At 64.4% G+C, this 20,002-nt stretch carries 16 protein-coding genes; 6 read left to right on the plus strand and 10 right to left on the minus strand.

Annotated elements, in window-relative coordinates; translation table 11 throughout:
• Position 1 precedes the first annotated feature (1 nt).
• Both GA615_RS07740 and GA615_RS07745 read right to left on the minus strand, forming a co-directional pair.
• Positions 2-1,657 carry a formate--tetrahydrofolate ligase gene (locus tag GA615_RS07740; RefSeq protein ID WP_152050709.1) on the minus strand — a complete coding sequence of 552 codons (1,656 nt, stop codon included), beginning with the start codon at positions 1,655-1,657 and terminating at the stop codon, positions 2-4.
• Positions 1,658-1,849: 192 nt separating this feature from the next.
• Complete coding sequence (locus GA615_RS07745) at positions 1,850-3,910, minus strand: alpha/beta hydrolase family protein (protein WP_152050710.1); 2,061 nt, start codon at positions 3,908-3,910, stop codon at positions 1,850-1,852.
• A gap of 867 nt (positions 3,911-4,777) precedes the next feature.
• Between GA615_RS07745 and GA615_RS07750 the strand changes: the two genes are divergently transcribed.
• Positions 4,778-6,688, plus strand: coding sequence for a POT-type proton-dependent oligopeptide transporter (locus GA615_RS07750; protein ID WP_152050711.1), 1,911 nt, complete (start codon positions 4,778-4,780; stop codon positions 6,686-6,688).
• A 115-nt stretch (positions 6,689-6,803) separates the two neighbouring features.
• Here the strand turns inward: GA615_RS07750 and GA615_RS07755 are convergent, their stop codons facing one another.
• From GA615_RS07755 to htpG, 3 genes are all read right to left on the minus strand, one after another.
• Positions 6,804-7,904, minus strand: a complete 1,101-nt coding sequence (locus GA615_RS07755) for an alpha/beta hydrolase (protein WP_152050712.1) — start codon at positions 7,902-7,904, stop codon at positions 6,804-6,806.
• 51 nt (positions 7,905-7,955) lie between these two features.
• Positions 7,956-8,297, minus strand: a complete 342-nt coding sequence (locus GA615_RS07760) for a DMT family protein (protein ID WP_152050713.1) — start codon at positions 8,295-8,297, stop codon at positions 7,956-7,958.
• Positions 8,298-8,498: 201 nt separating this feature from the next.
• On the minus strand, positions 8,499-10,379 hold the full coding sequence (gene htpG, locus GA615_RS07765) for a molecular chaperone HtpG (protein ID WP_152050714.1): 1,881 nt from the start codon (positions 10,377-10,379) through the stop codon (positions 8,499-8,501).
• Between the two features lie 423 nt (positions 10,380-10,802).
• Here htpG and GA615_RS07770 point away from each other — a divergent pair, with 423 nt between their 5' ends.
• The 3 genes from GA615_RS07770 (at position 10,803) to GA615_RS07780 (ending at position 13,179) form a co-directional block, all read left to right on the plus strand.
• Entirely contained in the window at positions 10,803-11,243 is a 441-nt protein-coding gene (locus GA615_RS07770; protein ID WP_161602222.1) for a hypothetical protein, read from the plus strand.
• A gap of 354 nt (positions 11,244-11,597) precedes the next feature.
• Entirely contained in the window at positions 11,598-12,503 is a 906-nt protein-coding gene (gene ispE / locus GA615_RS07775) for a 4-(cytidine 5'-diphospho)-2-C-methyl-D-erythritol kinase (RefSeq protein WP_152050716.1), read from the plus strand.
• A 34-nt stretch (positions 12,504-12,537) separates the two neighbouring features.
• Positions 12,538-13,179 carry a SpoVG family protein gene (locus GA615_RS07780; protein WP_152050717.1) on the plus strand — a complete coding sequence of 214 codons (642 nt, stop codon included), beginning with the start codon at positions 12,538-12,540 and terminating at the stop codon, positions 13,177-13,179.
• 234 nt (positions 13,180-13,413) lie between these two features.
• Here the strand turns inward: GA615_RS07780 and GA615_RS07785 are convergent, their stop codons facing one another.
• Positions 13,414-14,235: a hypothetical protein gene (locus tag GA615_RS07785; RefSeq protein ID WP_161602223.1), complete on the minus strand. Its 822-nt coding sequence runs from the start codon at positions 14,233-14,235 to the stop codon at positions 13,414-13,416.
• A 93-nt stretch (positions 14,236-14,328) separates the two neighbouring features.
• Between GA615_RS07785 and GA615_RS07790 the strand changes: the two genes are divergently transcribed.
• Positions 14,329-15,231, plus strand: coding sequence for an alpha/beta hydrolase (locus tag GA615_RS07790; RefSeq protein ID WP_152050719.1), 903 nt, complete (start codon positions 14,329-14,331; stop codon positions 15,229-15,231).
• Here GA615_RS07790 and GA615_RS07795 read toward each other — a convergent pair whose 3' ends face one another.
• The 4 genes from GA615_RS07795 to GA615_RS07810 form a co-directional block, all read right to left on the minus strand.
• Positions 15,232-15,498, minus strand: a complete 267-nt coding sequence (locus tag GA615_RS07795; protein WP_152050720.1) for a hypothetical protein — start codon at positions 15,496-15,498, stop codon at positions 15,232-15,234.
• Positions 15,499-15,557: 59 nt separating this feature from the next.
• Positions 15,558-16,607: an L-threonylcarbamoyladenylate synthase gene (locus GA615_RS07800; protein ID WP_235905211.1), complete on the minus strand. Its 1,050-nt coding sequence runs from the start codon at positions 16,605-16,607 to the stop codon at positions 15,558-15,560.
• Positions 16,567-17,775, minus strand: coding sequence for a homospermidine biosynthesis protein (locus GA615_RS07805; protein ID WP_152050721.1), 1,209 nt, complete (start codon positions 17,773-17,775; stop codon positions 16,567-16,569). Before GA615_RS07805 ends, GA615_RS07800 begins: the two co-directional genes overlap by 41 nt.
• Positions 17,776-17,936: 161 nt before the next feature.
• Positions 17,937-18,482: a pyruvoyl-dependent arginine decarboxylase gene (locus GA615_RS07810; RefSeq protein WP_152050914.1), complete on the minus strand. Its 546-nt coding sequence runs from the start codon at positions 18,480-18,482 to the stop codon at positions 17,937-17,939.
• A 305-nt stretch (positions 18,483-18,787) separates the two neighbouring features.
• Between GA615_RS07810 and GA615_RS07815 the strand changes: the two genes are divergently transcribed.
• Positions 18,788-19,948 carry a hypothetical protein gene (locus GA615_RS07815; protein WP_152050722.1) on the plus strand — a complete coding sequence of 387 codons (1,161 nt, stop codon included), beginning with the start codon at positions 18,788-18,790 and terminating at the stop codon, positions 19,946-19,948.
• The last annotated feature ends 54 nt before the right edge of the window (positions 19,949-20,002 follow it).

Below are 20,002 nucleotides of genomic sequence, written 5' to 3' on the forward strand. Positions count from 1 at the left end.
GTTAGGAAAGACCAGTGATATTCCCATTCGAATCGACATCGATCCGAAGCGCGGCCGGTTGACGAGGAAGTCCGGGCATCCGGACGATTTCGCCGGTCAAGGCCACAAGGAATCCGGCCCCGGCGGCGATCTCGATGTCGCGGACGGTGATGGTGAAGCCCCGGGGGCGACCGCGGAGCTTCGGGTTGTCGGAAAGGGAGTCCTGGGTCTTGGCCATGCAGATCGGCAAGGACCCGAAGCCCAGCCGCTCGGCCTTGCGGAGCTTGGCCTGCGCTTCGGCGGTGATGGAAATGCCGTCGGCTCCGTAGACCGATCGGGCGATGGTTTCGATCTTCGCCTCGGGGGATTGATCGAGGTCGTAGAGCGGTCGGTAGGGGGTTTGCGGGCGGTCGGCTGCGGCCACGACCAGCTCGGCCAGGTGGGTGGCACCCGCTCCCCCTTGACCGAAGACGTCGGCGGTCGCGCAGGGGATGCCAAGCCCCTCACAGAAGGCGTGAATGACGCCCAGCTCGCCGTCGGTGTCTTCTCGACGGCGGTTGATGGCCACGACCACCGGCTTGCCGAAGTGCCGGGCGGCGTCGAGGTGAGCGGCCAGATTTTCCAGGCCGCGCTCGACGGCCGAGGGGTCGGGGTGGGTCAGGTCGTCGAGGCTCACGCCACCGTGCATCTTCAAGGCCCGAACGGTGGCGACGATGACCACGGCTGAGGGGTTCAGGCCGGCGGATCGGCACTTGATATCGAAGAACTTCTCGGCCCCGAGGTCGAAGGCGAACCCGGCCTCGGTGACGGCGTAATCGGCATGAGCCAGGGCCATCCGGGTGGCCAGCACCGAGTTGCAGCCGTGGGCGATGTTGGCGAACGGCCCGCCGTGGACGAAGGCAGGGGCCCCCTCAGCCGACTGCACAAGGTTCGGCATCAGGGCTTCGTTGAGGATCGCCACCATCGAGCCGGTGACGCCGGTCGAGGAGGCAAGCACCGGCTCTCCCTGGCGATTGTAGCCGAGGAGAATGCGGTCGAGCCGGGAGCGCAGGTCCTCATACGATTCGGCCAGGCAGAGGATGGCCATGACCTCGCTGGCCGCCGTAATGTCGAAGCCCGACTCACGAGGGACGCCTTGACCGGGTCCGCCGAGGCCCAGAACGATCCGCCTTAAGGAGCGGTCGTTCATGTCCATCGCGCGCTTCCAGAGGACGCGGCGCGGGTCGAGGTCGGTCTGGCCGAAGTGGAGCTGGTTATCCATCGCCGCCGCGAGCAGGTTGTGCGCGGCGGTGATGGCGTGGAAGTCGCCGGTGAACTGGAGGTTGATGACGTTCGAGGGCTCGACCGTGCTGGCCCCTCCGCCGGTCGCTCCCCCTTTGCGGCCGAAGACCGGCCCCATCGAGGGCTGCCGGAGTGCCAGGCAGGCATCCTTGCCGATGCGGCGGAGCCCCTGCGCCATGCCGATCGAGGTGGTTGTTTTCCCCTCGCCGGCCGGAGTGGGGGTGATGGCCGAGACGAGGATCAACTTCCCTTCGGCTCGGCGTTCTCTGGCCGCCGCCAGGGCCTCAAGGCGGACCTTGGCCTTGTCTCGACCGTACGGTTCGAGCGATGAGTCCTCCAGCCCGAGCGCGTGGGCCACTTCGGTGATCGGTCGGCGAAGGTTGGTGGCATCTGCCATGCGAATTCCAGGCTCCCCAGAATGGCGTCGGGCGACCCTCGCGGGGAGGCCCATCAGTCAGCGAGTTTCGGTGTTGATGATTCAGGCGGCCCGGAACGCGTGGGCCGGGCCATCACACGGCGTCTTGATTGATGTCGAGCGGAGACGGAAACGCCGGTCACCCAGGCCATCCGTCTCGGATTCAAACGGAGTTCACGACGAGGAATCGTCGAGGTACTTGGCCAACCACTGATGGATCTCATTCCACCAGGTCACCCGGTTGGCGGGCTTGGCGATCCAGTGCCCTTCGTCGGGGAAGAAAAGGTAGCGACTGGGGACCCCTCGGCGCTGCAGGGCGGTGAACATGCCGAGCCCCTGGGCATCGGGAACACGGAAGTCGAGCGCGCCGTGGATGACGAGTGTCGGGGTCTTGAAGTTCTGAACGAAGTTGCTGGGGGAGTGGGTCTGGTACGCCTCGGGGTTTTCCCAGGGGGGGCCGCCGAACTCCCACTCGGGGAACCAGAGTTCCTCGGTGGTGAAGTACATGCTGTGCAGGTCGAAGACGCCGGCGTGGGAGATGAGCGCCTTGAAGCGGTCGGAATGGCCGGCGATCCAGTTGACCATGTAGCCGCCGTAGGAACCGCCGGCGGCGGCGATGCGGTCGGCATCGAGGAAGTCGTAGGTGTCGAGGGCGTGGTCGAGCCCCTTCATCAGGTCCTCGTAAACCCGGCCGCTCCAGTCGGTGCTGATTTGGTCGGTGAACTGCTGGCCGAAGCCGGTCGAGCCTCGGGGGTTGACCGCGACGACGGCGTAGCCGGGGGCGGCAAAGAGGGCGAGGTTCCATCGGGAGTGCCAGCTATCGTGCCACGAGCCCTGCGGGCCGCCGTGAATCAGGAACAGGACGGGGACCTTCTTCCCTTCCTCCAGGCCGGGAGGCCGGACGAGCCAGCCCTGGACCTCGTCGCCGTCGGCTCCGGCGAAGGTGAAGGACTCGGCGGAGGGGAGGTCGAGGGGTTCGATCAGGGCGTTGTTGTGCGCGGTCAGAGTTCGGTAATTGTCTGGGCCGGGTGGATCGGCCCAAAGTTCCGTGGGTCGAGCCGCGGAGGACCGGGTGAAGACGATGACCCCATCCGCGGCGCGCTGAGCATCGCCATAGGAGCCGTCGCCGGTGAGGATCGGACGGGGAGCCATCCGGGCGAGGGCGGGAACCTCGTAGACGACACTGTCGCCGCCATCATCGACGATCGCGAGCAAGGCGGGGCGGTCGCGGTCCCAGGAGAAGGAGGAGACGGGACGGTCGATCACGGCGGTCAAGGGGATCGGCTTTCCGGTGCCGAGGTCCGAAGTCGGGATGACGTTCAGGACCCACTGGTCGGCCTCGAACCCGGCGCGCTTCTGGCTGAGGTAGGCGAACCACTTCCCATCGGGGGAGAACGAGGGGTGCGCGTCGGCCGCGGGGTTACCGGCGGTCAGGTTCGTTAGCTCGCCACCGTCGACGGGGACGGTCCAGAGGTCGGAGTTGGTCGACCAGGGACGGTTTTCGAGGGGCTCGGCGGTGAAGGCAAGGGTCTTGCCGTCGCTCGAAAAGGCGTAGTCGGTCGAGCCGCCGAAGGGGGCGGGGGGGACGTTGACGGGGAGGTCGGGGGTCAGGTCGCGGGCTGCGCCGGTCTTCGCATCAACGACGAACAGGTGGCTGCGCTTGCCATCGTTCCAGGACATCCAGTGGCGGACCATCAACTGGTCGTAACTCTGGGCGGAGGTCTTAACTTCACCCTTCTCCTTGTCCTTCTTGGCGGTGTCCTCGGGGGACAGGCCGGGATAGACGTGGGCGACAACGGCCAGGTGATCGCCGGTCGGGGACCAGATGGGGCCATCGACGTCGATGGGCAGGTCGGTCAGTTGCCGGGCCTCGCCGCCGTCGAGGGGAAGGAGCCAGACCTGGTTCGACCCGCTCCGGGAGGAAACGAAGGCGATCGACGCACCGTCGGGGCTCCACCGGGGGTGCGTGTTGGCCCCCTTGGCGGTGGTCAGTTGCTTCGGCTCGCCACCGGCGACCGGGACAACCCAGAGGGAGCTGTTCGACCGTCCGGCCTCGCGGTCCACCTCGGAGACGACGTAGACGACCTGGGTTCCGTCGGGGGAGACCTGGGGATCGGCGACGCTCTTGACGGACAGCAGGTCATCGACCGTCATCGGCCGACCGCCGGCCGCGGCAAGCAAGCGGCCGGTAAACGCCAGGGAGACGAGGAGCAGGAGCGGGACGAGTCGGGTCATGGGGGCAATCCTCATCAAGGTGCGCGGGTCGGTGCGCCGTCGGGTGCGCCAGGCGGTCATGACGGAAGCGGAAGAGCTATTGGAGGTTGTATCACGTGGAGACGTTCGTTTCGGGAATCCGCCGCTCGGGGGGCTCGTCAGGTCTAGTGCGCCCTGGGTGCGCTCGTCGGTGCGCCAGGGAGTGATGACGGAACCGCTTGTTCCGAGGGACGTTCCGGCATTTCAGGTCGTTCGTTTCGGGACTCGGCGGTGCGTGACAGTCTGGTGCGGGCCCATGGGAGTCATCGATTCCGGCCGGTGCGCCGGGTGGTGCGCTTCAGGTGCGCCAAAACGTTCAGGCGGAACTTTTGGAATCAATGGGGGTTATGTCGAACAGGGTTGCTCGTTTCGGGTTTTTCGATCTTTACGAGCAACGGTTTAGGAGAACGGACCGCCGAGAGACGAGCTGAGGCGGAGGATCGGGGAGTGAGCGTGGATGCGGTTTGTCAGCGACCGAACCGGATCGCATCCTTTGAGCATCCCCAAGCATTGAGTATCGGGAATTCAGGCTCGGGCAGTCACTCGACGCACGAGAATCGCGGAGCGGCTCGGGAGCATGGGCGCGTGGTCAGGGCGAATTGACAGGTAGGTTACACGATTTGAGGCTTCGGCGCAAGCCCTCGGACGGGGCGTGGCCTGGCAATCGGAGGGACGATCTGGCAGGATGTCCGCGTCGATCGACCTTGAGCCCACCGCTGGCGGCTGGCTCGTTCCTCTCCCCGAGACCCGTTGTCAATCCTCGATCGCGTGCAAGCCAGGTGAGGCGGGCACGCGGCTCGATCCGTCGGCGCGGTCGGGTCTGAACCGATCTCACGGAGCAAGAACGCGATGAGCAGTGCGGCAGACGCGGGCGGAGCCACGCGCCGGGGACTCCTCGGCTACCTGGCTCACCATCCGAAGGGGTTCTGGTTCATCTTCTGGGGAGAGCTGGCCGAGCGGAGCAGCTACTACGGCATGAGGGCAATCTTGTTGCTCTACATGTCGACGCAGCTCGGTCTGGGAGACCAGATGGCCAGTTTCGCGATGAGCCAGTTCATCGCCGCGGCCTACTTCCTGCCTTTGGTCGGGGGGTACATCGCCGACAACTACTTCGGCAAGTACTGGACGATCGTCGGATTCTCGATTCCGTATATTCTAGGACACGTGATCCTTGGGGTTGAGAGTGTGCCGTTTCTCATCATCGCCCTGGCGTTGCTGGCGATGGGAAGCGGCGTGATCAAACCCAACATCTCGACCTTGATGGGCTTGACGTACGACCAGAAACGGCCGGGAGAGGAACAATTGCGAAGCGATGCCTTCGCAATGTACTACGCGGCGATCAACATCGGGTCGGCGATCTCGACCTTCATGCTGCCGTTCCTGCGCGATCGGTACGGCTATGCGATCGCCTTTCTGTTCCCGGCGGCGTTGATGGCCGTGGCGTTCGTCTTCTTCGCGGCGGGGAAGAAGCATTACGCGGTGGAGGTGATCGACCGCACGCCGCCCAGTCCGGAAGAGAAGCAGCAGCGTCGGCTGGTGATCCGACGGATCTTCGGCCTGTTTTTCGTCATCTGCTTCTTCTGGAGCATCTTCGATCAACAGGCGAGCACCTGGACCTTCTTCGCCCGCGACCTGCTCGACCTGAGCCTTTTCGGCGTGACGCTTGCTCCCGACGCCGTGCAGGCGTTCAACCCGGTCTTCGTGCTGACCCTTTTGCCGATCGTCACGCTGGCCTGGCGCGGGTTCGCGGCGTGGGGCTACCCGTTGCGGGCCACCGACAAGATGATCGTCGGCTTTGTCTTCACGGCTCTGAGCATGGCGATGATGGCCGTTCCGGCCTGGATGGCGCATCAGACGGTCGATCGGCTGTCGAAGGAAGGGGCGCACTTCGTTCTGTTTGACGACGAGGCAACTCCCGAGGTGGCCGAGATCGCCGAACGAGGGGCGGGCTACTCGATTGTGCATACGGTCGCCGATGTCCAGGCACTGGAGTTGGATGACCCCGAACAGGTCGTCTATGTGCCTCAGCTTCCGCTGTCTCCCGAAGGGATTTACGCCAATTACATTGCCGACAGGTACGACTTCATCACGCTGAGCGAGAAGGCGGATCTGGCCCTGAAGCTCCAGCTCAATCGAACCGAATCGCCGACGAACCGGGTCGCCCGGGTGCGGTCGGTCGAGGAGGTGGGGAGCGTCGAGATCGAGCCCGAGGCCGAGCGGGTGGCGTTGATCGGCGCCGAAGATCTGGCAACGGGAGAATCCGCAGCGCTCGTGGAGGCGCTTCAGGAACGTTACCCGGGGATCGTGAGTCCTCGGGTCGGCGGCTCGGAGCTGGTCAAGGCGGTGACGCAGCGGTATCAAGGGGCGATCGAGTTGCCCAAGCCGTCGGTGATCTGGCAGATTCTGGCGTATGTGATTGTGACGGTTGCCGAGCTGTGCATCTCGGTCGTCGGCCTGGAGCTGGCCTTCACGGCGGCGCCGAAGTCTATGAAGGGGTTCATCACGGGATGCTTTTTGCTGACCGTCTTCTTCGCCAATCAGCTTAATGCGGTGATCACCCCGCAGTATCCGAAGATGCCGGCGTACGTCTTCTTCATCCTGATGGCGGCGATGATGATTCCCGTGTCGTTGGCCTTCCTGTTCATCGCCCGGCGGTTCAACCGATCGGTCGAGCGGTTGAAGGAAGAGGAGGCGCATCACGACTCGGAAGGCAATCCCCCTAAAGGACCGATCGAGGGACACGTTCAACCGGGGGATTGATCGGTCGGCGGGGATGAAACTCCCCCCTCGGCATTTCCGAGGGCATTTCGAGGAGCCTCGGCCGGATCGACCGGCCGAGGCTCTCGATCGGAACGGTCAGACGAGGAGCCTTCGATTACGAGCCATTGCCGCCGACTTCGACAACGGCTTCAACCTCGGCTTCGGTCTCGGCCTTGACCTCGGTGAGCGTCGTGATCGGCAGGGACTCGGCCAGCCATCGAGACACAAAGGGGTGGCAGGCGACCGGGCCGGGATTGGGATAAAAGATAGGACCTCGGATCAGTTCGACGTGATTGACCGGGATGACGACATGCTCGGTCGCCCCCTCAAGCCGGGTCGAGGCGACCGCAACGGCGCCGTCTCCAGTCCCTTCGGTGAGCACGTCGAGGACCTCGGGCAAATTGCGGAGGGCGAGGCCCGCCAGCTCGCCCAGGAATCCGGCTCGGCGCTGGACCTGGCGGTATTGGGCCTCAATTGTCTTGCGAACCTCCTTCGTAAGGAAGCCCACGTCCCCGGCGAGAATGTAGTAGGGGACTCCATCTCGCGGACGATTCCGAGCGAGCCTTGAGAGAAAGGTGCTGCCCGGCGCGAGGTCCTTGGCGGCCGCGCCGATTCGCTCGCCGAGGACCATGAGCGTGCGGCCTTCGGGATCGATCGAGGCGCGGAAGGCCTCCAGAACCTGGATCATGTCCTGCGCGGGAGCCAGGGCGGACCCGGCGTTGGGCGGACCGATCAGGATGAGGGCGGCCACGTCGTCGGCGTATTCCGGGCCTTCGACGTAACTTCGGGCGAGTAAGGCCCCCATCGAGTGGCAAAGCATTCCCCACGGTCGCTCGTCACGATGCTGATTGCGAAACGAGCGGAGGGACTCGACGAAGGCGGGGATCGTCCGAGAAAGTTCCTGATTGTACGGGTAGTCGTAGAGGACGACGCCGTAGCCTTCCCGTTCGAGCAAGGGAGCGAGGTGGACGAACGAGCCGGAGGTGGAGTTGATGCCGTGGATCAGGCAGACCGTCGGGCGGTTCGGGTCGTTGGGTCGGTAGGAGGGGCGAGGATGGAGCCCGATCCGTCTGAAGCCGACGCGAGGGGGAGGCGCTTCGCCCCGGGAAGCCTCGGCGCGAGCGGGTTCGTCGGAAGGGAAGGGAGCGGGGGGAAGAGGCTCGGTCGCGGTCAGGGCAGGCCATCCAGCGAGCAGCAGGAGAAGCGTCGGCAGCATGGGATCTCCTCGATGCGGGAGTCCGTGGTGATTGGGAGAGGAGCCAATCCATCAGCCCCTGAAAATAAAATACACCGCACCGAGCAGGCAGCACCCCGCCCAGAGGTAATTCCACCGAAGCGGTTCCCCGAGATAGAGGAACGCGAACGGAACGAAGACACTGAGCGTGATGACCTCCTGGAGAATTTTGAGCTGTCCGACGTTGAGAACCTGATGCCCGATCCGGTTCGCAGGGACGTGGATCAGGTATTCGAAGAACGCAATCAACCAGCTGACCAGGGCGACCAGCAGCCACGGCCTTTCCTTAAAGCCCTTCAGGTGAGCATACCAGGCGATCGTCATGAAGACGTTGCTTGCCATCAATCCCACGACCAGCAATACGACCCGAGACATCTCCCGGAATCCTGTTGAAGACGGTGCGAGCGAGTTGCCCCGGCGGAGTCGGCCCCGGTGGCCAGGACCCGCGGGTCGGTCGTCAGGCACGTTCCTTTATCATAGGAGCGAAGGGAACGGGAAGGGGAGGAGAAGCGGTGCAAAAGAAAATCCCGGAAGGGACACGCCGGGCCAACCAAGGTCGGCCCGGCGAGTTCGCAGTCACTGGATGATGGAGGACTTGCCGGCCGCGGCCTGTTCCATCAGGTCCTGAACGCGGGCGACCATGTCTTCGGGATCGACGAGGGTTCCCTCGATCGCCAGGGCGTTGGACCAGAGTTGCAAGGCGCAGAGGGTGAGAAACGGCTCGTTGGCCGGGTTGCCGGAAAGCTCGGCCAGTCTCCTGACGAGGGGAGCATTCGGGTTCACTTCCAGCACGCGGCCGATGGCGGGGACGTCTCGGTTGGCCTGCTGAAGAATGCGTTGCATCTGGGTGCTGAGGCCGCCCGAGGCGTTGACAAGGCAGCAAGGGCTGTCGGTCAATCGCTTCGACTCGCGGACATCAACCACGCGGTCGCCGAGGGCCGATCGGAACACTTCCAGGACCTTTGAGAACCCGGTGCCGGAGGTTTCCGTCGGGGGCGTCTCGATCTCGGGACCGGGCAGGTTGAGATCCGCCGCGTCGATCGACGTCAACTCCTTCCCCTCGAACCGGCCGAGGGTGGCCATGACGAACTCGTCGATGGGGTCGGTCAGGAAGAGGACCTCGATCCCTCGGCGGCGGAAGATTTCGAGATTTGGGCTCTTACGGATCGAGGAAAGGTCGGGACCGCCAAGGTAGTAGATGGCCGTCTGGTCGTTCGGGGCTCTGGAGACGTACTCGCTCAGGGAGGTCAGGTCCTTGCCTTGCTCGTCCCGGGACGAGGGGTAACGCAGAAGCGAGGCGAAGCGGTCGCGGTGCTCGAACTCGGAGATGATCCCTTCCTTGAGGATCGAGGCGAACTGGTCGTGGAAGGCGAGGAAGGTTTCGGGGTCGTCCTCGGCGAGTTTGGTCAGGCGATCGAGGACCGACTTGACCAGGACCCCTCGGATGCGACGGATGACCGAGTTGTCCTGGAGCGTTTCTCGGGAGACGTTCAGCGGCAGATCCTCGCTGTCGACCAGGCCGTAGAGGAAGCGGAAGGAGTCGGGCAGGAGGTCTCGGCAATCGTTCTGAACCAGGACGCGACGGGCGAGGAGGTTCATCCCGTGCTCGGTCCGGCCGAGCCCGAGGCGTTCGAGGTTCGACCGGGGGCAGTAAAGCAAGGCGCGGAACTGGATGGGGGAATCAACGGCGATGTGCAGGTGCCAGAGGGGGGATTCGTCGCTTCGGTGGGCGAGGTGCTGGTAGAACTGGGCGTGCTGCTCGTCGCTGACTTGCCCCTTCGGCTCGACCCAGATGGGGCGAACGTCGTTGACCACCTCGCCTCCGACCCGGATCGGGTGAGGAATGAAGCGGGAATAGGTGCGGACAATCTGCTTGATGCGATCGTCTCGGGTCAGGTCGCGGACATCGTCCTTGAGATGGAGGATGATCTCAGTGCCGCGGTCAGACTTGTCGATGGGGCGGATCTCGAACTGTCCGGAGCCGTCGGAGCGCCACTCCCAACCCTGTTCATCGCGGTAACTTCGGGAGCGAACGGTTACGTGCTCGGCCAGCATGAAGGCGGAGTAGAAGCCGACACCAAACTGGCCGATGAGCGAGACATCGGCCTTGGCCTCTCCGAGCTTGCGGAGGAATTCGAGCGATCCGCTGCGGGCGATCGTGCCGAGGTTTTCGACCAGCTCGTCGCGGGTCATGCCGATGCCGTTGTCTCGGACAATCAGATCGCGCGAGTCGGGCAAGCCTTCCAGGGTGATCGCAAGGTTCTCGGCGGCCTCGCGCTGCGTCTCGTCGGTCAGGGCGACGTAGCGCATCTTGTCGAGGGCGTCCGAGGCGTTTGAGATCAGCTCGCGGAGCGCGATCTCGCGGCTCTGGTAAAGGGAGTGGGCCAGCAGGTGAAGGAGCTGGGTGATCTCGGCCCGAAACGTGAATTGCTCGGGTTCTCGGGTGGCCGTCGACATGGATCGAGACACTCCACAGGTCACACGACTTGGTTTCGTAAGGCTCGCGAACCGGTCGGGAGCGAGCCTGATGCGGTCGTCTCGGACGCAGCCGGCGTGCCATCGAGGGATCGATTCGCGCAACTCGCTGAGATACAATACGTTAATAACACGAACTTCACGGTTGAGCCTTGTTGGCCGAATCGAGTAACGCTGCCAAAATGGCAGGTTTGCTGGGATCGAGCGAGCGGGGCATCACCGGATCGCGACGCCTCCACCATTGAGGGACCAGCGTCCTCGGATAAGATCCGTTGAGGAAGTCGAATTCTGTCTGCCGGGTCTTGTCGGTCGATCGCCGAGGAAGGGACACGAGCCATGTCAGATCAGCACGGGCGGGGAGAACGCAAACAAGGCCCTGGATCGCCTCAAGGGGGGCGGCGGGGGATGATTGGGATCAGCCGGATCCATGACTCGGAGGATTTCGAGCTGGTTCATCCGCGGTGCGTCCTGCAACGACGCTCGGATTACGAGGAAGGACTGACCCTCTGGAAGGAAGGGGACCCGGAAGGGGCCCGCGATGCGCTGCGCTTCGCCTTGGAAGGGTGCGGCGACAATCTGTGGGTTCATGTGGCCCTGGGACGGATCGCGCTGGAGTGGGACGAAGATTTTGTGCTGGCCCGTGGGCATTTCGGCTACGCCTTCGAACTGGTCGAGCGGGCCTTGCCCCGGTCGTTCACCGGAAGGCTGCCGAGGAAGCTTCCGGGGAACAAGCCGTTTTACGAAGCGGCGGAAGGACTTGCGTCTTGCTACGAAGGGCTGAGGCAGCGAGCCGAGGCGCTCCGCGTGCGGCATCAGGCCGAGCGATTGGCCGGCTCGGAACGGTGACGCATCAGAATCGACCTTCGGCAGAATCGTCGAAATTGAAAAAATGACCGTCGCCTCGCGGTTCCGTTTTCCGAGATTGTATTTTTTCTATATTGCGAGGTTTCTGGGATCGTTATAGAACGACCGCCGAACGAGACGGGACCGCGAGGCGAGACGAAACGCCCGGCCCGGTGATCGGGACAGATTGGCTGGCGTGTTGGCGAACGTCGCGACGCATCCGGCGATCATCTCGAACCACCAGGGTCGGATCGACCGGAACCCTCTGGTCGGTCTTCGGCGCGACGCTCCCGAACCTTTGACGCTTGCGGTGGTCCTCATTGGGTCGATCGCGACGACATCCGGGGTATTGCCTCAATGGTCATCCGTCCCCTTGCCGAGGGCGTGGAAGTGCTCGCTCCGGCAAAGCTGAATCTCTTCCTTGAGGTGTTGGGCAAACGGCCCGACGGCTTCCACGAACTCGAGACGTTGATGGTCGCCATTGATCTTCATGACCGCCTGACCCTCGCCGCCGACGACTCGGGGCAAATCGTGCTGACGTGCGATGACCCGAGCTTGCCGACCGGCGCGGAGAACCTGGTGGTGAAGGCGGCCGAAACGCTTCGAGCGGAGGCCGGCCCAGATGCGTCAAAGACGCTCGGCGCCCGGATCTCCCTGGAGAAAGCCATTCCGGCCCAGGCCGGTCTGGGAGGGGGATCGAGCGACGCCGCGGCGACCCTGGTTGCCCTGGATCGCCTCTGGAACCTGCACACCCCGGCCGGTCGGCTCCGCGAGCTGGCCGGTCAGATTGGCAGCGATGTTCCGTTCTTTCTGGACGCCCCCGTGGCCGTCTGCCGCGGCCGGGGCGAGCGCGTGGAGCCCCTGAACCTCAACCCGGACACGATTGCTGGGTTCCACGCCATCCTGGTCTGCCCTCCCGTGGGAGTTCGCACCGCGGACGCCTTCGCCGGGCTGACCCCGCCGGATCGGCCCGAGCCGATCGAGCCGGTGATCGACGCTCTGCGGAGCAGCGACTCGGAGCGATTGGGCAGGCGCCTGTTTAACCGGCTGCAACCCGTGGCCGAACGGATTCAACCGGCCTTGGGCCGGGTCCGAGCGGCCCTGAACGACCTCGGCTCGTCCGTTTTGGACGGGCATTTGATGAGCGGCAGCGGCTCGGCCTACTTCGGCCTCGCTCGCAACCGCGAGGCGGCAGAGCTCGCCGCCAGCCGGCTCGGCGACCTCGGGATCGGGATGGTCCGGGTTGTCCGATGCGGTCCCTGAGCCAGACATTCACCCCGCGTAAAGGAGTACGGCCGTGGAAATCACCGAAGTGCGCATCAAGCTCATGGAGGACAACTCCGGCAGCAACGAGCGCCTGCAGGCCTTCTGCAGCATTACGTTTGATGACATGTTCGTCATTCGTGATCTGAAGATCATCGAGGGGGCCAAGGGCTTCTTCGTGGCCATGCCATCGCGCAAGCTGACCGACCGATGCCACCACTGCGGCACGAAGAACCACCTGCGCTCTCGGTTCTGCAACCAGTGCGGCGCCCGCCTGGATGAGAATCGCGCCCTTCGCGACGCCGACGGCCGTGCCAAGCTGCACGCCGACATCGCGCACCCGATCAACTCCGGCTGCCGAGAAAAGATTCAGGCCGCGGTCCTGGCCAACTACGCCGAGGAGCTGGAACGCTCGAAGATGCCCGGTTATGTCTGCCGGTACGACGATTTCGACGACGATTTCGACCCGATGCCGGCCGCCAACCCCTACGAAACCTCCGTGCCGGCCGCGCAGTCGGCTCCTCCGCTGCGTCGAGGGCCCTTGCGAAGCCACACCCAGCACGCCCGAGGGGGCCAGTCGGTCCTGCGTGGGCCGCACGTCGCCCCGCGCTCCGACGCCCGGCACCATCAGAGCGCCCCGGTCGATCGCGACGCCGAGTTTGGCTCGGGCCTTTGAGATGACGGTGCGGTCGATTCGACCGTAACGAATCGGTGCTCAACAACCGCCGATCTCCTCGCCACGCGCGAGGAGATCGGCATTTTTTGTTGTTCAGCCGGGCTGGCACGTTGTCCGGTGTGGATCTTCGATCCGGGGGGACATCGCGATCAAGGCATCGGAGGGTTGGGGAATCCCGATCGACGCTACCCCTCGACCTGCCCCTGTGTGGGGATGCCCTGGCGCATGAACCTGTTACTCAATCGAAACCTTTCCGGTATCGGATGCAAGCAGATTTCTCCGGGCAACCGTGTCGTCGCTCAACGCGTCTACCCCAAGAAAAGGGACCTCAAGAATCGAGACCGTCACACAATAATCACCGGGTAACATCGGGATCCGTTCGGTGAAGGTAGGACGAATGTGCGTCCCTTTCCTGCTCGATCCAATCTGGTTCCCATAAGTGTGAGAGAAGACCGGCAGTCTTTCTCCCTGAGTGGTCACATCCAACTTCCAGATGAAGTTTCTTCTTCTCGCGGAGTTTCGAAGGTCGAAAACCGCGGAGACATCGATCTGACCAGGTGTCGATTCAAGGTGTTTGATCCTGACCGAGCTCGTGGCCGATGGGTATTGGTCCGAAGTCAAGGTGATGATGTTGCCAGGGTCGTTCGCCGGGGCACCAGTCGGGGCGGCTGACTCAATGATGGTGACCTGAGTGGGCTCTGACGGAGGGACGACCTTCGCATCGACCACGTAACTGGCGGTCAGGAAGGAGGTAACGCCGAGCGCTGCAAGAACGCAGGACCCGAGCAGGGTATTGTGACGCATCGAGACCTCTCCTCGTGGTGGCGGGATGTCGGAGCTGGTGATTTCGCGAGACATCTCCGATCGCTTTCGCCAGCGCCTCAATACCTCGATCATGACGTGTTGGAAGATTGGTTCGTCACTCGTTTGTTGTCGATCACGCAACAGCGTGTCAACAATAATTCCGGAAAGAATTCCACCGGCAACGATTCTCAGCGAAGGAGAGAAATTGGCCACCGCGAGCCCCCTGACGGGAGGCACTCGGGCGGTCGGCATCGGTTCGGAGGTGGCCTCCCGTCCCGGGAACACTACAATCGTCAGAGAGGACTCGACGATCGGAGGCCACGCTTCGGAACGGAATCTCGCCCGATGACGATTGATCGTGCCGACCCACCGAAGATCCGACGCTCCGGAAGGATGACCGCCATCCTAGTGCGCGCGATCCGGATGGTGCTCCTGGTCTACCTGGGGTTGATGCTCGTGCTTTCAGGATTTCAGGCCAAATTGATTTTTCCGGGCCAGGCGTCGCAAGGGTTGGCCGCATACGCCGTCGTTCCCCGCGATGGGGTGGAGCGCGTGGAGATGACGGCCGAGGGGGGAGAGCCGGTGGTCGGGCTGTTCGGCGCGGCCCTTGAGGCAGACGGATCGCCTCGGGAAGATGCCCCGCATCGGCCGACGATTCTGTTCTTCTACGGCAATGGCGACAGCCTGTCGGGGAATCTGCAACAGCTCGAATCGTTCCGTAGGCTGGGCGCGAACGTGATGATCGCCGAATACCTCGGCTATGGCCTGAGCGGCGGTCAGGCCAGCGAACGCGGGTGCTACGCCACGGCCGACGCGGCGCTGGCTCATTTGAGGAGTCGAGCGGATCTTGATCCGAGTCGGATCATCGCCGCGGGATGGTCGCTGGGGGGAGCGGTGGCGGTGGACCTGGCCAGCCGGGAAGAGGTGGCGGGGCTGGCGGTTTTCAGCTCGTTCACAAGCATGCAGGACATGGTGCGCCGGTTCTACCCGATCCCGGGCCTCGGCCTGTTCCTGAAGCACCGCTTCGAGAATCTGAAGAAGATCGAGGGCATTCGCTGCCCGACCCTGATCGGCCACGGCTCGGACGATCAGATGATTCCCGCCAGCATGTCGGACCGGTTGGCTCGGGCAGCCGGCGGGCCGGTGACGAGCTTTCGAGTGCCGGGGGACCACAACGACTTCTTCTTCCTGGGATCGGCTCGGATCGAGGAGGAGATGAAACGGCTCATCGAACAGGTTGCCGAGTGATTACGAGCTGCAGCCGTCATCGGTTGGGGATTTCTCGTTGCTGGACGGATGGAGTGCGTCCGGGCGGCGAGGGCGACGGGTCGCATCACGGTCGATGCCGTTGAGGTGGGCGGTGGTGTAGCGGCCGAAAGAGTCGCGGGCGAGGTGGGCGTCCTCGGGAGAAGATTCGAGGAGGTGTTTGGAGCGGGCGCGGACCTTCTTGTGGCCGGCGCGTTTCAGCTCGCGCTTGGTTTCTCGGAGTTGCCGCTTCTCGTCGTGGCGAGGCATGGGTCAGGCTCCGTGAGGGTTGGAGAGGGTCGGGATGCGGTGTTCCGAAACGTTCCGGCTCAGGTCAGAGGCCGAGCGGGGAGCGGAGGTTCGGGGACGGTTGTGGCCCGCTGAAGACGATCGCGGACGGCAGCCCACGAGGGGTGATCGGGAGGCATCCGGACGATGATCAAAGAGGCTCCCGAAGCATCACAGCAGTGCAAGGAATCATAGAGGGTGCGGGAAGCCCGTGCGGGATCGGGCAGGTCGATCCGGAGGGAGGGGCGGAGTGAGCCAAGCTCCGGAGCGAGGGGGCCGAAGACGATCAGGGCAACCGAGGTCTCGGCCGGGATCGCGGGAGGAGGAGAGCCGGGTTCGAGGCGAATGGCCGGGGTCCGGGGGGCGTAATGGATCGCCATGAGGCCAGGGCTAGCGGCGGCGCGGTCGGCAAGAGGGAGCGATTCGGAGGAGACGGAGGAGAGGACTGGAACGCCGAGGACGGCGGCGAGTTGATCCGCGTCGATCGGGCCGGGGCGGAGGATGCGGGGGGGTTTGCTCGTCAGATCAAGCACGGTCGATTCGAGGCCGACGGCGGTCGGGCCGGCGTCGAGGATCAGGTCAATCCGGCCGTCGAGATCCCGCGAAACGTGTTCGGCCCGAGTGGGGGAGATGCGGTTCGATCGGTTGGCACTGGGCGCGGCAAGGGGACGGCCGACCCGTTCGATGAGCGCGCGAGCGACGCCGACATCGGGCACGCGAACGCCGACGGTGTCGCGACCGCCGGTCACGATGTCGGGGATGAGGGGCGATCGAGGCAGGACGAGCGTGAGCGGGCCGGGCCAGAAGTGGCGGGCCAGAGTTTCGGCGGCCTCGGGCCAGACGGAAACGCAACGGCGGGCGAGGTCGGGGCCGTCAGCGTGGACGATCAGGGGGTTAGTGGACGGTCGCCCCTTGGCGAGAAAAATGCGGGCGACGGCCTCGGGGTTGGTGGCATCGGCACCGAGGCCGTAGACCGTCTCGGTCGGGAAGGCAACGAGGCCGCCGGCGCGGAGCATCGCGGCGGCCTCGATCAGGGCAGGGGCGTCCGGATCATCGGGCGCGATCGATCGTATCGGGGTGGCTGGGGTCACGGGAAGGCTCGTCGGGCCCTTGGCTTTTCTGCTTCTGACGGGCGGCGATACCGGTGGGCAGGCCGCTGGAAACGCGCTCGTCGTAGGAGGCACGGAGCGTCTCGTACAGCTCGTTGCGGCGGTCGTAGAGCCGCTTGAGCGGCCGGGGTTCGCGTCGAGCGAGGGCGTGGGCGGTCAGTAACGGGAGGGCGATGGTGCTGTCGGTGTAGCAGACGACGGCGTCGGGCAGGCGTTCGGGATCGACCTTACCCCAGGTCATGGCCTCATGAGGCGTCGCGCCGGAGAGGCCGCCGGTGTCGGCGCGGGCGTCGGTGATCTGGAGGAAGTAATCGTGGCCGGATTCTTCGAGGCCGAGAACTTCCTGAATTTGAGGCTCGGTCTGGAGGATGAAGTTCTTCGGGCTGCCGCCGCCGAGGATGAGGACGCCGGAGGTGCCGCCGCTGCGCTTAGCGGCGTACACGATAGCGGCGGTCTCGTTCACGTCGCGAAGGGTGTCGAGCTGCAAGGCTCCGCCGGCGAGAGAACGCTCGGCGGCGTTCATGCCGATCGAGCTGTCGCCGGGGCTGGAGGTGTAGATGGGGACCCCGGCCTCGTACGCAGCGGCGAGGAAGCTATTGCCGGGCGTGCCGCCGAGGGCACTGGAACGGGCATGGAGATACTTGCCAACCTCGAAGTGGAACTCGGCGGTGCTCATGGATCGGGAGAAGGCGTCGCTGGCAAGCAACTCTCGGTAGAAGGCGTCCGTATCGAGCAGGGTCTTGTAGTCGAAGACGATGTCGTAGATGCGGATGATGTCGTGTTCGCGGAGACGGAAGTCGTCGAGTCCGGGGAGGCTCTGGTGGAGCGGAAGGTCGAGGGCGTAGTGGGTGTCGTGGTAGAGGTTCGCTCCGGTGGAGACGATCCAGTCGACAAACCCGGCCTTGATGAGGGGGATCAGGCAGCTCATGCCGAGCCCGGCGGGGGTCAAGGCGCCGGAGATCGTCAGGCCGACCGTGCAATCCGGTTCGAGCATCTTGCGGGTGAAGACCTGGCAAAGCTCGCGGAGCCGTCCGCCGTTGTAGCTGAGCATCGCCTGGTCGATCAGGTCGGCCGCCGAGACGGAACCGGTAACCGCGGGAGGGGCGATCCGGTGACGACTGATTTGATGGAGATACGCGTTCTCTGCCATGAACCAACCCTCAAGTGCTTGCTCGAACGATCTCGAACGAACGGCAAGCAACAGGTCGAAACCGCCACAAGACAAGGGGAAGGGAGTCGGCCATCGGGGAGGCGAGTTGAGGCTCCCTCCCCCAGCCAGGCGTCGATTGACAGCCGATGGAACCGCGTCACTCAGGGCAACAGGATGGCCGCGGCGACGACCGTGGTCCAGTGCCCTCGGGCGTGGCCGACGGCCGTGGCGGTCACTTCCTTGGTCTGGTAGATGACGTCGGCGATCTTCCAGATCTCGCGCTTCTCGTCCCAGGAGCTATCGGGATCGAACTCGACGCCGAGGACGGTGGCGAGCATCTCGGCGGCGAGGTCCTCGGCATAGTCGGCGGCGAACTTCTCGCTCTGGCCGTAGGCGTGGTGCTCGGAGAGGTAGCCGAAGCGATTGCGATCGCGGGGGATCGCCACGCCGACACTGGCGGCGCAAAGGCGGTTCGGCTCGGCCGTGGCGCACTCGCTCATCACGCAGTGCACAATCTGGCCGGGTTGAAGCTGCGGTAACCCTTCGTCGATCGAGACCTCCTCGCAATTCGGCGGGAAGATGCTCGAAACCCGGACGAGGTTATAGTAGGCGATCCGAGCATCGCGCAGCGCCAGCTCGAAGCTGGAGAGCTTCTCACGATGCACGCCAACGCCCTTGGTGAAGAACAGCTTCTTGGGGACATACATTTCGGAGTTCTTGCTCCCGTGAGTGGTCATCCCAGGGTCTTGCGCGACCGGGATGCGGCGAATCGAAGCGTCCGGAGGGTCCGGGAAAGTCGAATGGATCACTGTATCCGTTCGGGGTCCTTCTCGACAAGAGATGCACCCGCGCTTCCTCGAAAGCTCGGGAACGGAAGATTCCATCGGTCCGGTTCGGGTAAGATCCCTCACGAGGGATGAGGGCAAGTCGTTACAGGACCGGAGCCGAGGCTTCGACATCGATGGTTCAGGTGGTTGGGCAAGGGATCTCCGGGTCGATGGGAGCAGGGCGGATGCCTGGATCGGTCGTTTGCCTCGCGTTCCTCTGGGCTGGGGAAGACGCGATCGTCTGGGTGCTGATCGGGCTGGCCGTGCTGGCGAGCGGGGGAATGGTCCTGGCGGTAACAGCCGCGAGGCGGCGTCGGAACGGGAGCCAGAATGATCGGGACGCGATACCCGTCGATCGGGACATGGTCCCGTTCCCCACGCCTCACGACACTCGTGCCGCGGACGGGGAGGTCGGCACCTTGCCGATTGGGGGGGCCATCGCGAGCCAGCCGATCGAAGGATGGGAGTTTCGACGGTTCGAAGGGCTGGAGGCTCGACCGGGTGAGGGAGACTTCCACGGATTCCGGATCTGGGGGCGACGCTATCCTCCATTACTGGGAAAGGTGGCGATTGTCTCGTTGTTTGTCGGTCGGGACGGCAAGGGCTGGTCGATCGACGAGCTGATCAAGGCCCATCGCGCCCTGCGAAGGGCCGGAGCCTGGATCGAGCGAGAGGCGATCCGATGGCAGGTCCCCGTCAATCTCGATCTGGTCGAGTGCTACTTTGAAACCGTCGAGGACGACACGAACCGCGAGGTTGCGATCTTCAGGCCCGACGAGTGGGGAGACGTCGGCCTGCCCGATCCGGACGCCGAAAACCGGATTCTCGGAATCCTCGGCCGAGCGGCCGGCCGGCTTGGGTTCAAGGACCCAGTGGACCTGCTCGGCCGGATCGGTCGCCGGATCGAGGCCGATCAAATCGTCTGGCTCCTGCACGTTCGACGCGCGGGCAAGTCCATCGCCCTGCCAAGCGACGCGACCGGCATTCCCGGCGTGGCCGTGGCCGTTTGCTACGCTCGGGAGGACGACTTCGAGGCTCCGATGGCGGGGCCGCCCTTCGCGGATCCCATCACCTTCGTTCACGAACTGATGCACCTGTTCGGCGCCAGCGACAAGTACGACGTTTCGCTCTCCAGCTTCCCCAGGGGGACGGTCAGCGAGCGCGATATCATGGTTCTGGGGATCGAGGCCCTTTCCCGGCTGCACGTCGATCCGCTGACGGCGGTTGAGATCGGCTGGGCGGCGTCCCCTTCCGATCGTCCAATCGGTCCGAACCGCCCGTTGAGGAGTCCGACCGAACGGGGTCAAGGCCCCTCGGCGCAGAAAAAACGCCCGAGACGATCGTGAGTGATCCACGATCGTCCGGGCGATTGGGCGATTGCCAGGAATTGTCAGTGAACG

This window comes from Tautonia marina, from assembly GCF_009177065.1.
Taxonomy (GTDB): Bacteria; Planctomycetota; Planctomycetia; order Isosphaerales; family Isosphaeraceae; genus Tautonia; species Tautonia marina.

Bases quoted from the DNA above. Each gene is read 5' to 3' on its own strand.
- GA615_RS07740 (WP_152050709.1), bottom strand. From the start codon at position 1,657: ATGGCAGATGCCACCAACCTTCGCCGACCGATCACCGAAGTGGCCCAC.
- GA615_RS07810 (WP_152050914.1), bottom strand. From the start codon at position 18,482: ATGTATGTCCCCAAGAAGCTGTTCTTCACCAAGGGCGTTGGCGTGCAT.
- GA615_RS07795 (WP_152050720.1), bottom strand. From the start codon at position 15,498: ATGCCTCGCCACGACGAGAAGCGGCAACTCCGAGAAACCAAGCGCGAG.
- htpG (WP_152050714.1), bottom strand. From the start codon at position 10,379: ATGTCGACGGCCACCCGAGAACCCGAGCAATTCACGTTTCGGGCCGAG.
- GA615_RS07755 (WP_152050712.1), bottom strand. From the start codon at position 7,904: ATGCTGCCGACGCTTCTCCTGCTGCTCGCTGGATGGCCTGCCCTGACC.
- ispE (WP_152050716.1), top strand. From the start codon at position 11,598: ATGGTCATCCGTCCCCTTGCCGAGGGCGTGGAAGTGCTCGCTCCGGCA.
- GA615_RS07785 (WP_161602223.1), bottom strand. From the start codon at position 14,235: ATGCCGACCGCCCGAGTGCCTCCCGTCAGGGGGCTCGCGGTGGCCAAT.
- GA615_RS07760 (WP_152050713.1), bottom strand. From the start codon at position 8,297: ATGTCTCGGGTCGTATTGCTGGTCGTGGGATTGATGGCAAGCAACGTC.
- GA615_RS07790 (WP_152050719.1), top strand. From the start codon at position 14,329: ATGACGATTGATCGTGCCGACCCACCGAAGATCCGACGCTCCGGAAGG.
- GA615_RS07815 (WP_152050722.1), top strand. From the start codon at position 18,788: ATGCCTGGATCGGTCGTTTGCCTCGCGTTCCTCTGGGCTGGGGAAGAC.
- GA615_RS07745 (WP_152050710.1), bottom strand. From the start codon at position 3,910: ATGACCCGACTCGTCCCGCTCCTGCTCCTCGTCTCCCTGGCGTTTACC.
- GA615_RS07770 (WP_161602222.1), top strand. From the start codon at position 10,803: ATGATTGGGATCAGCCGGATCCATGACTCGGAGGATTTCGAGCTGGTT.
- GA615_RS07805 (WP_152050721.1), bottom strand. From the start codon at position 17,775: ATGGCAGAGAACGCGTATCTCCATCAAATCAGTCGTCACCGGATCGCC.
- GA615_RS07750 (WP_152050711.1), top strand. From the start codon at position 4,778: ATGAGCAGTGCGGCAGACGCGGGCGGAGCCACGCGCCGGGGACTCCTC.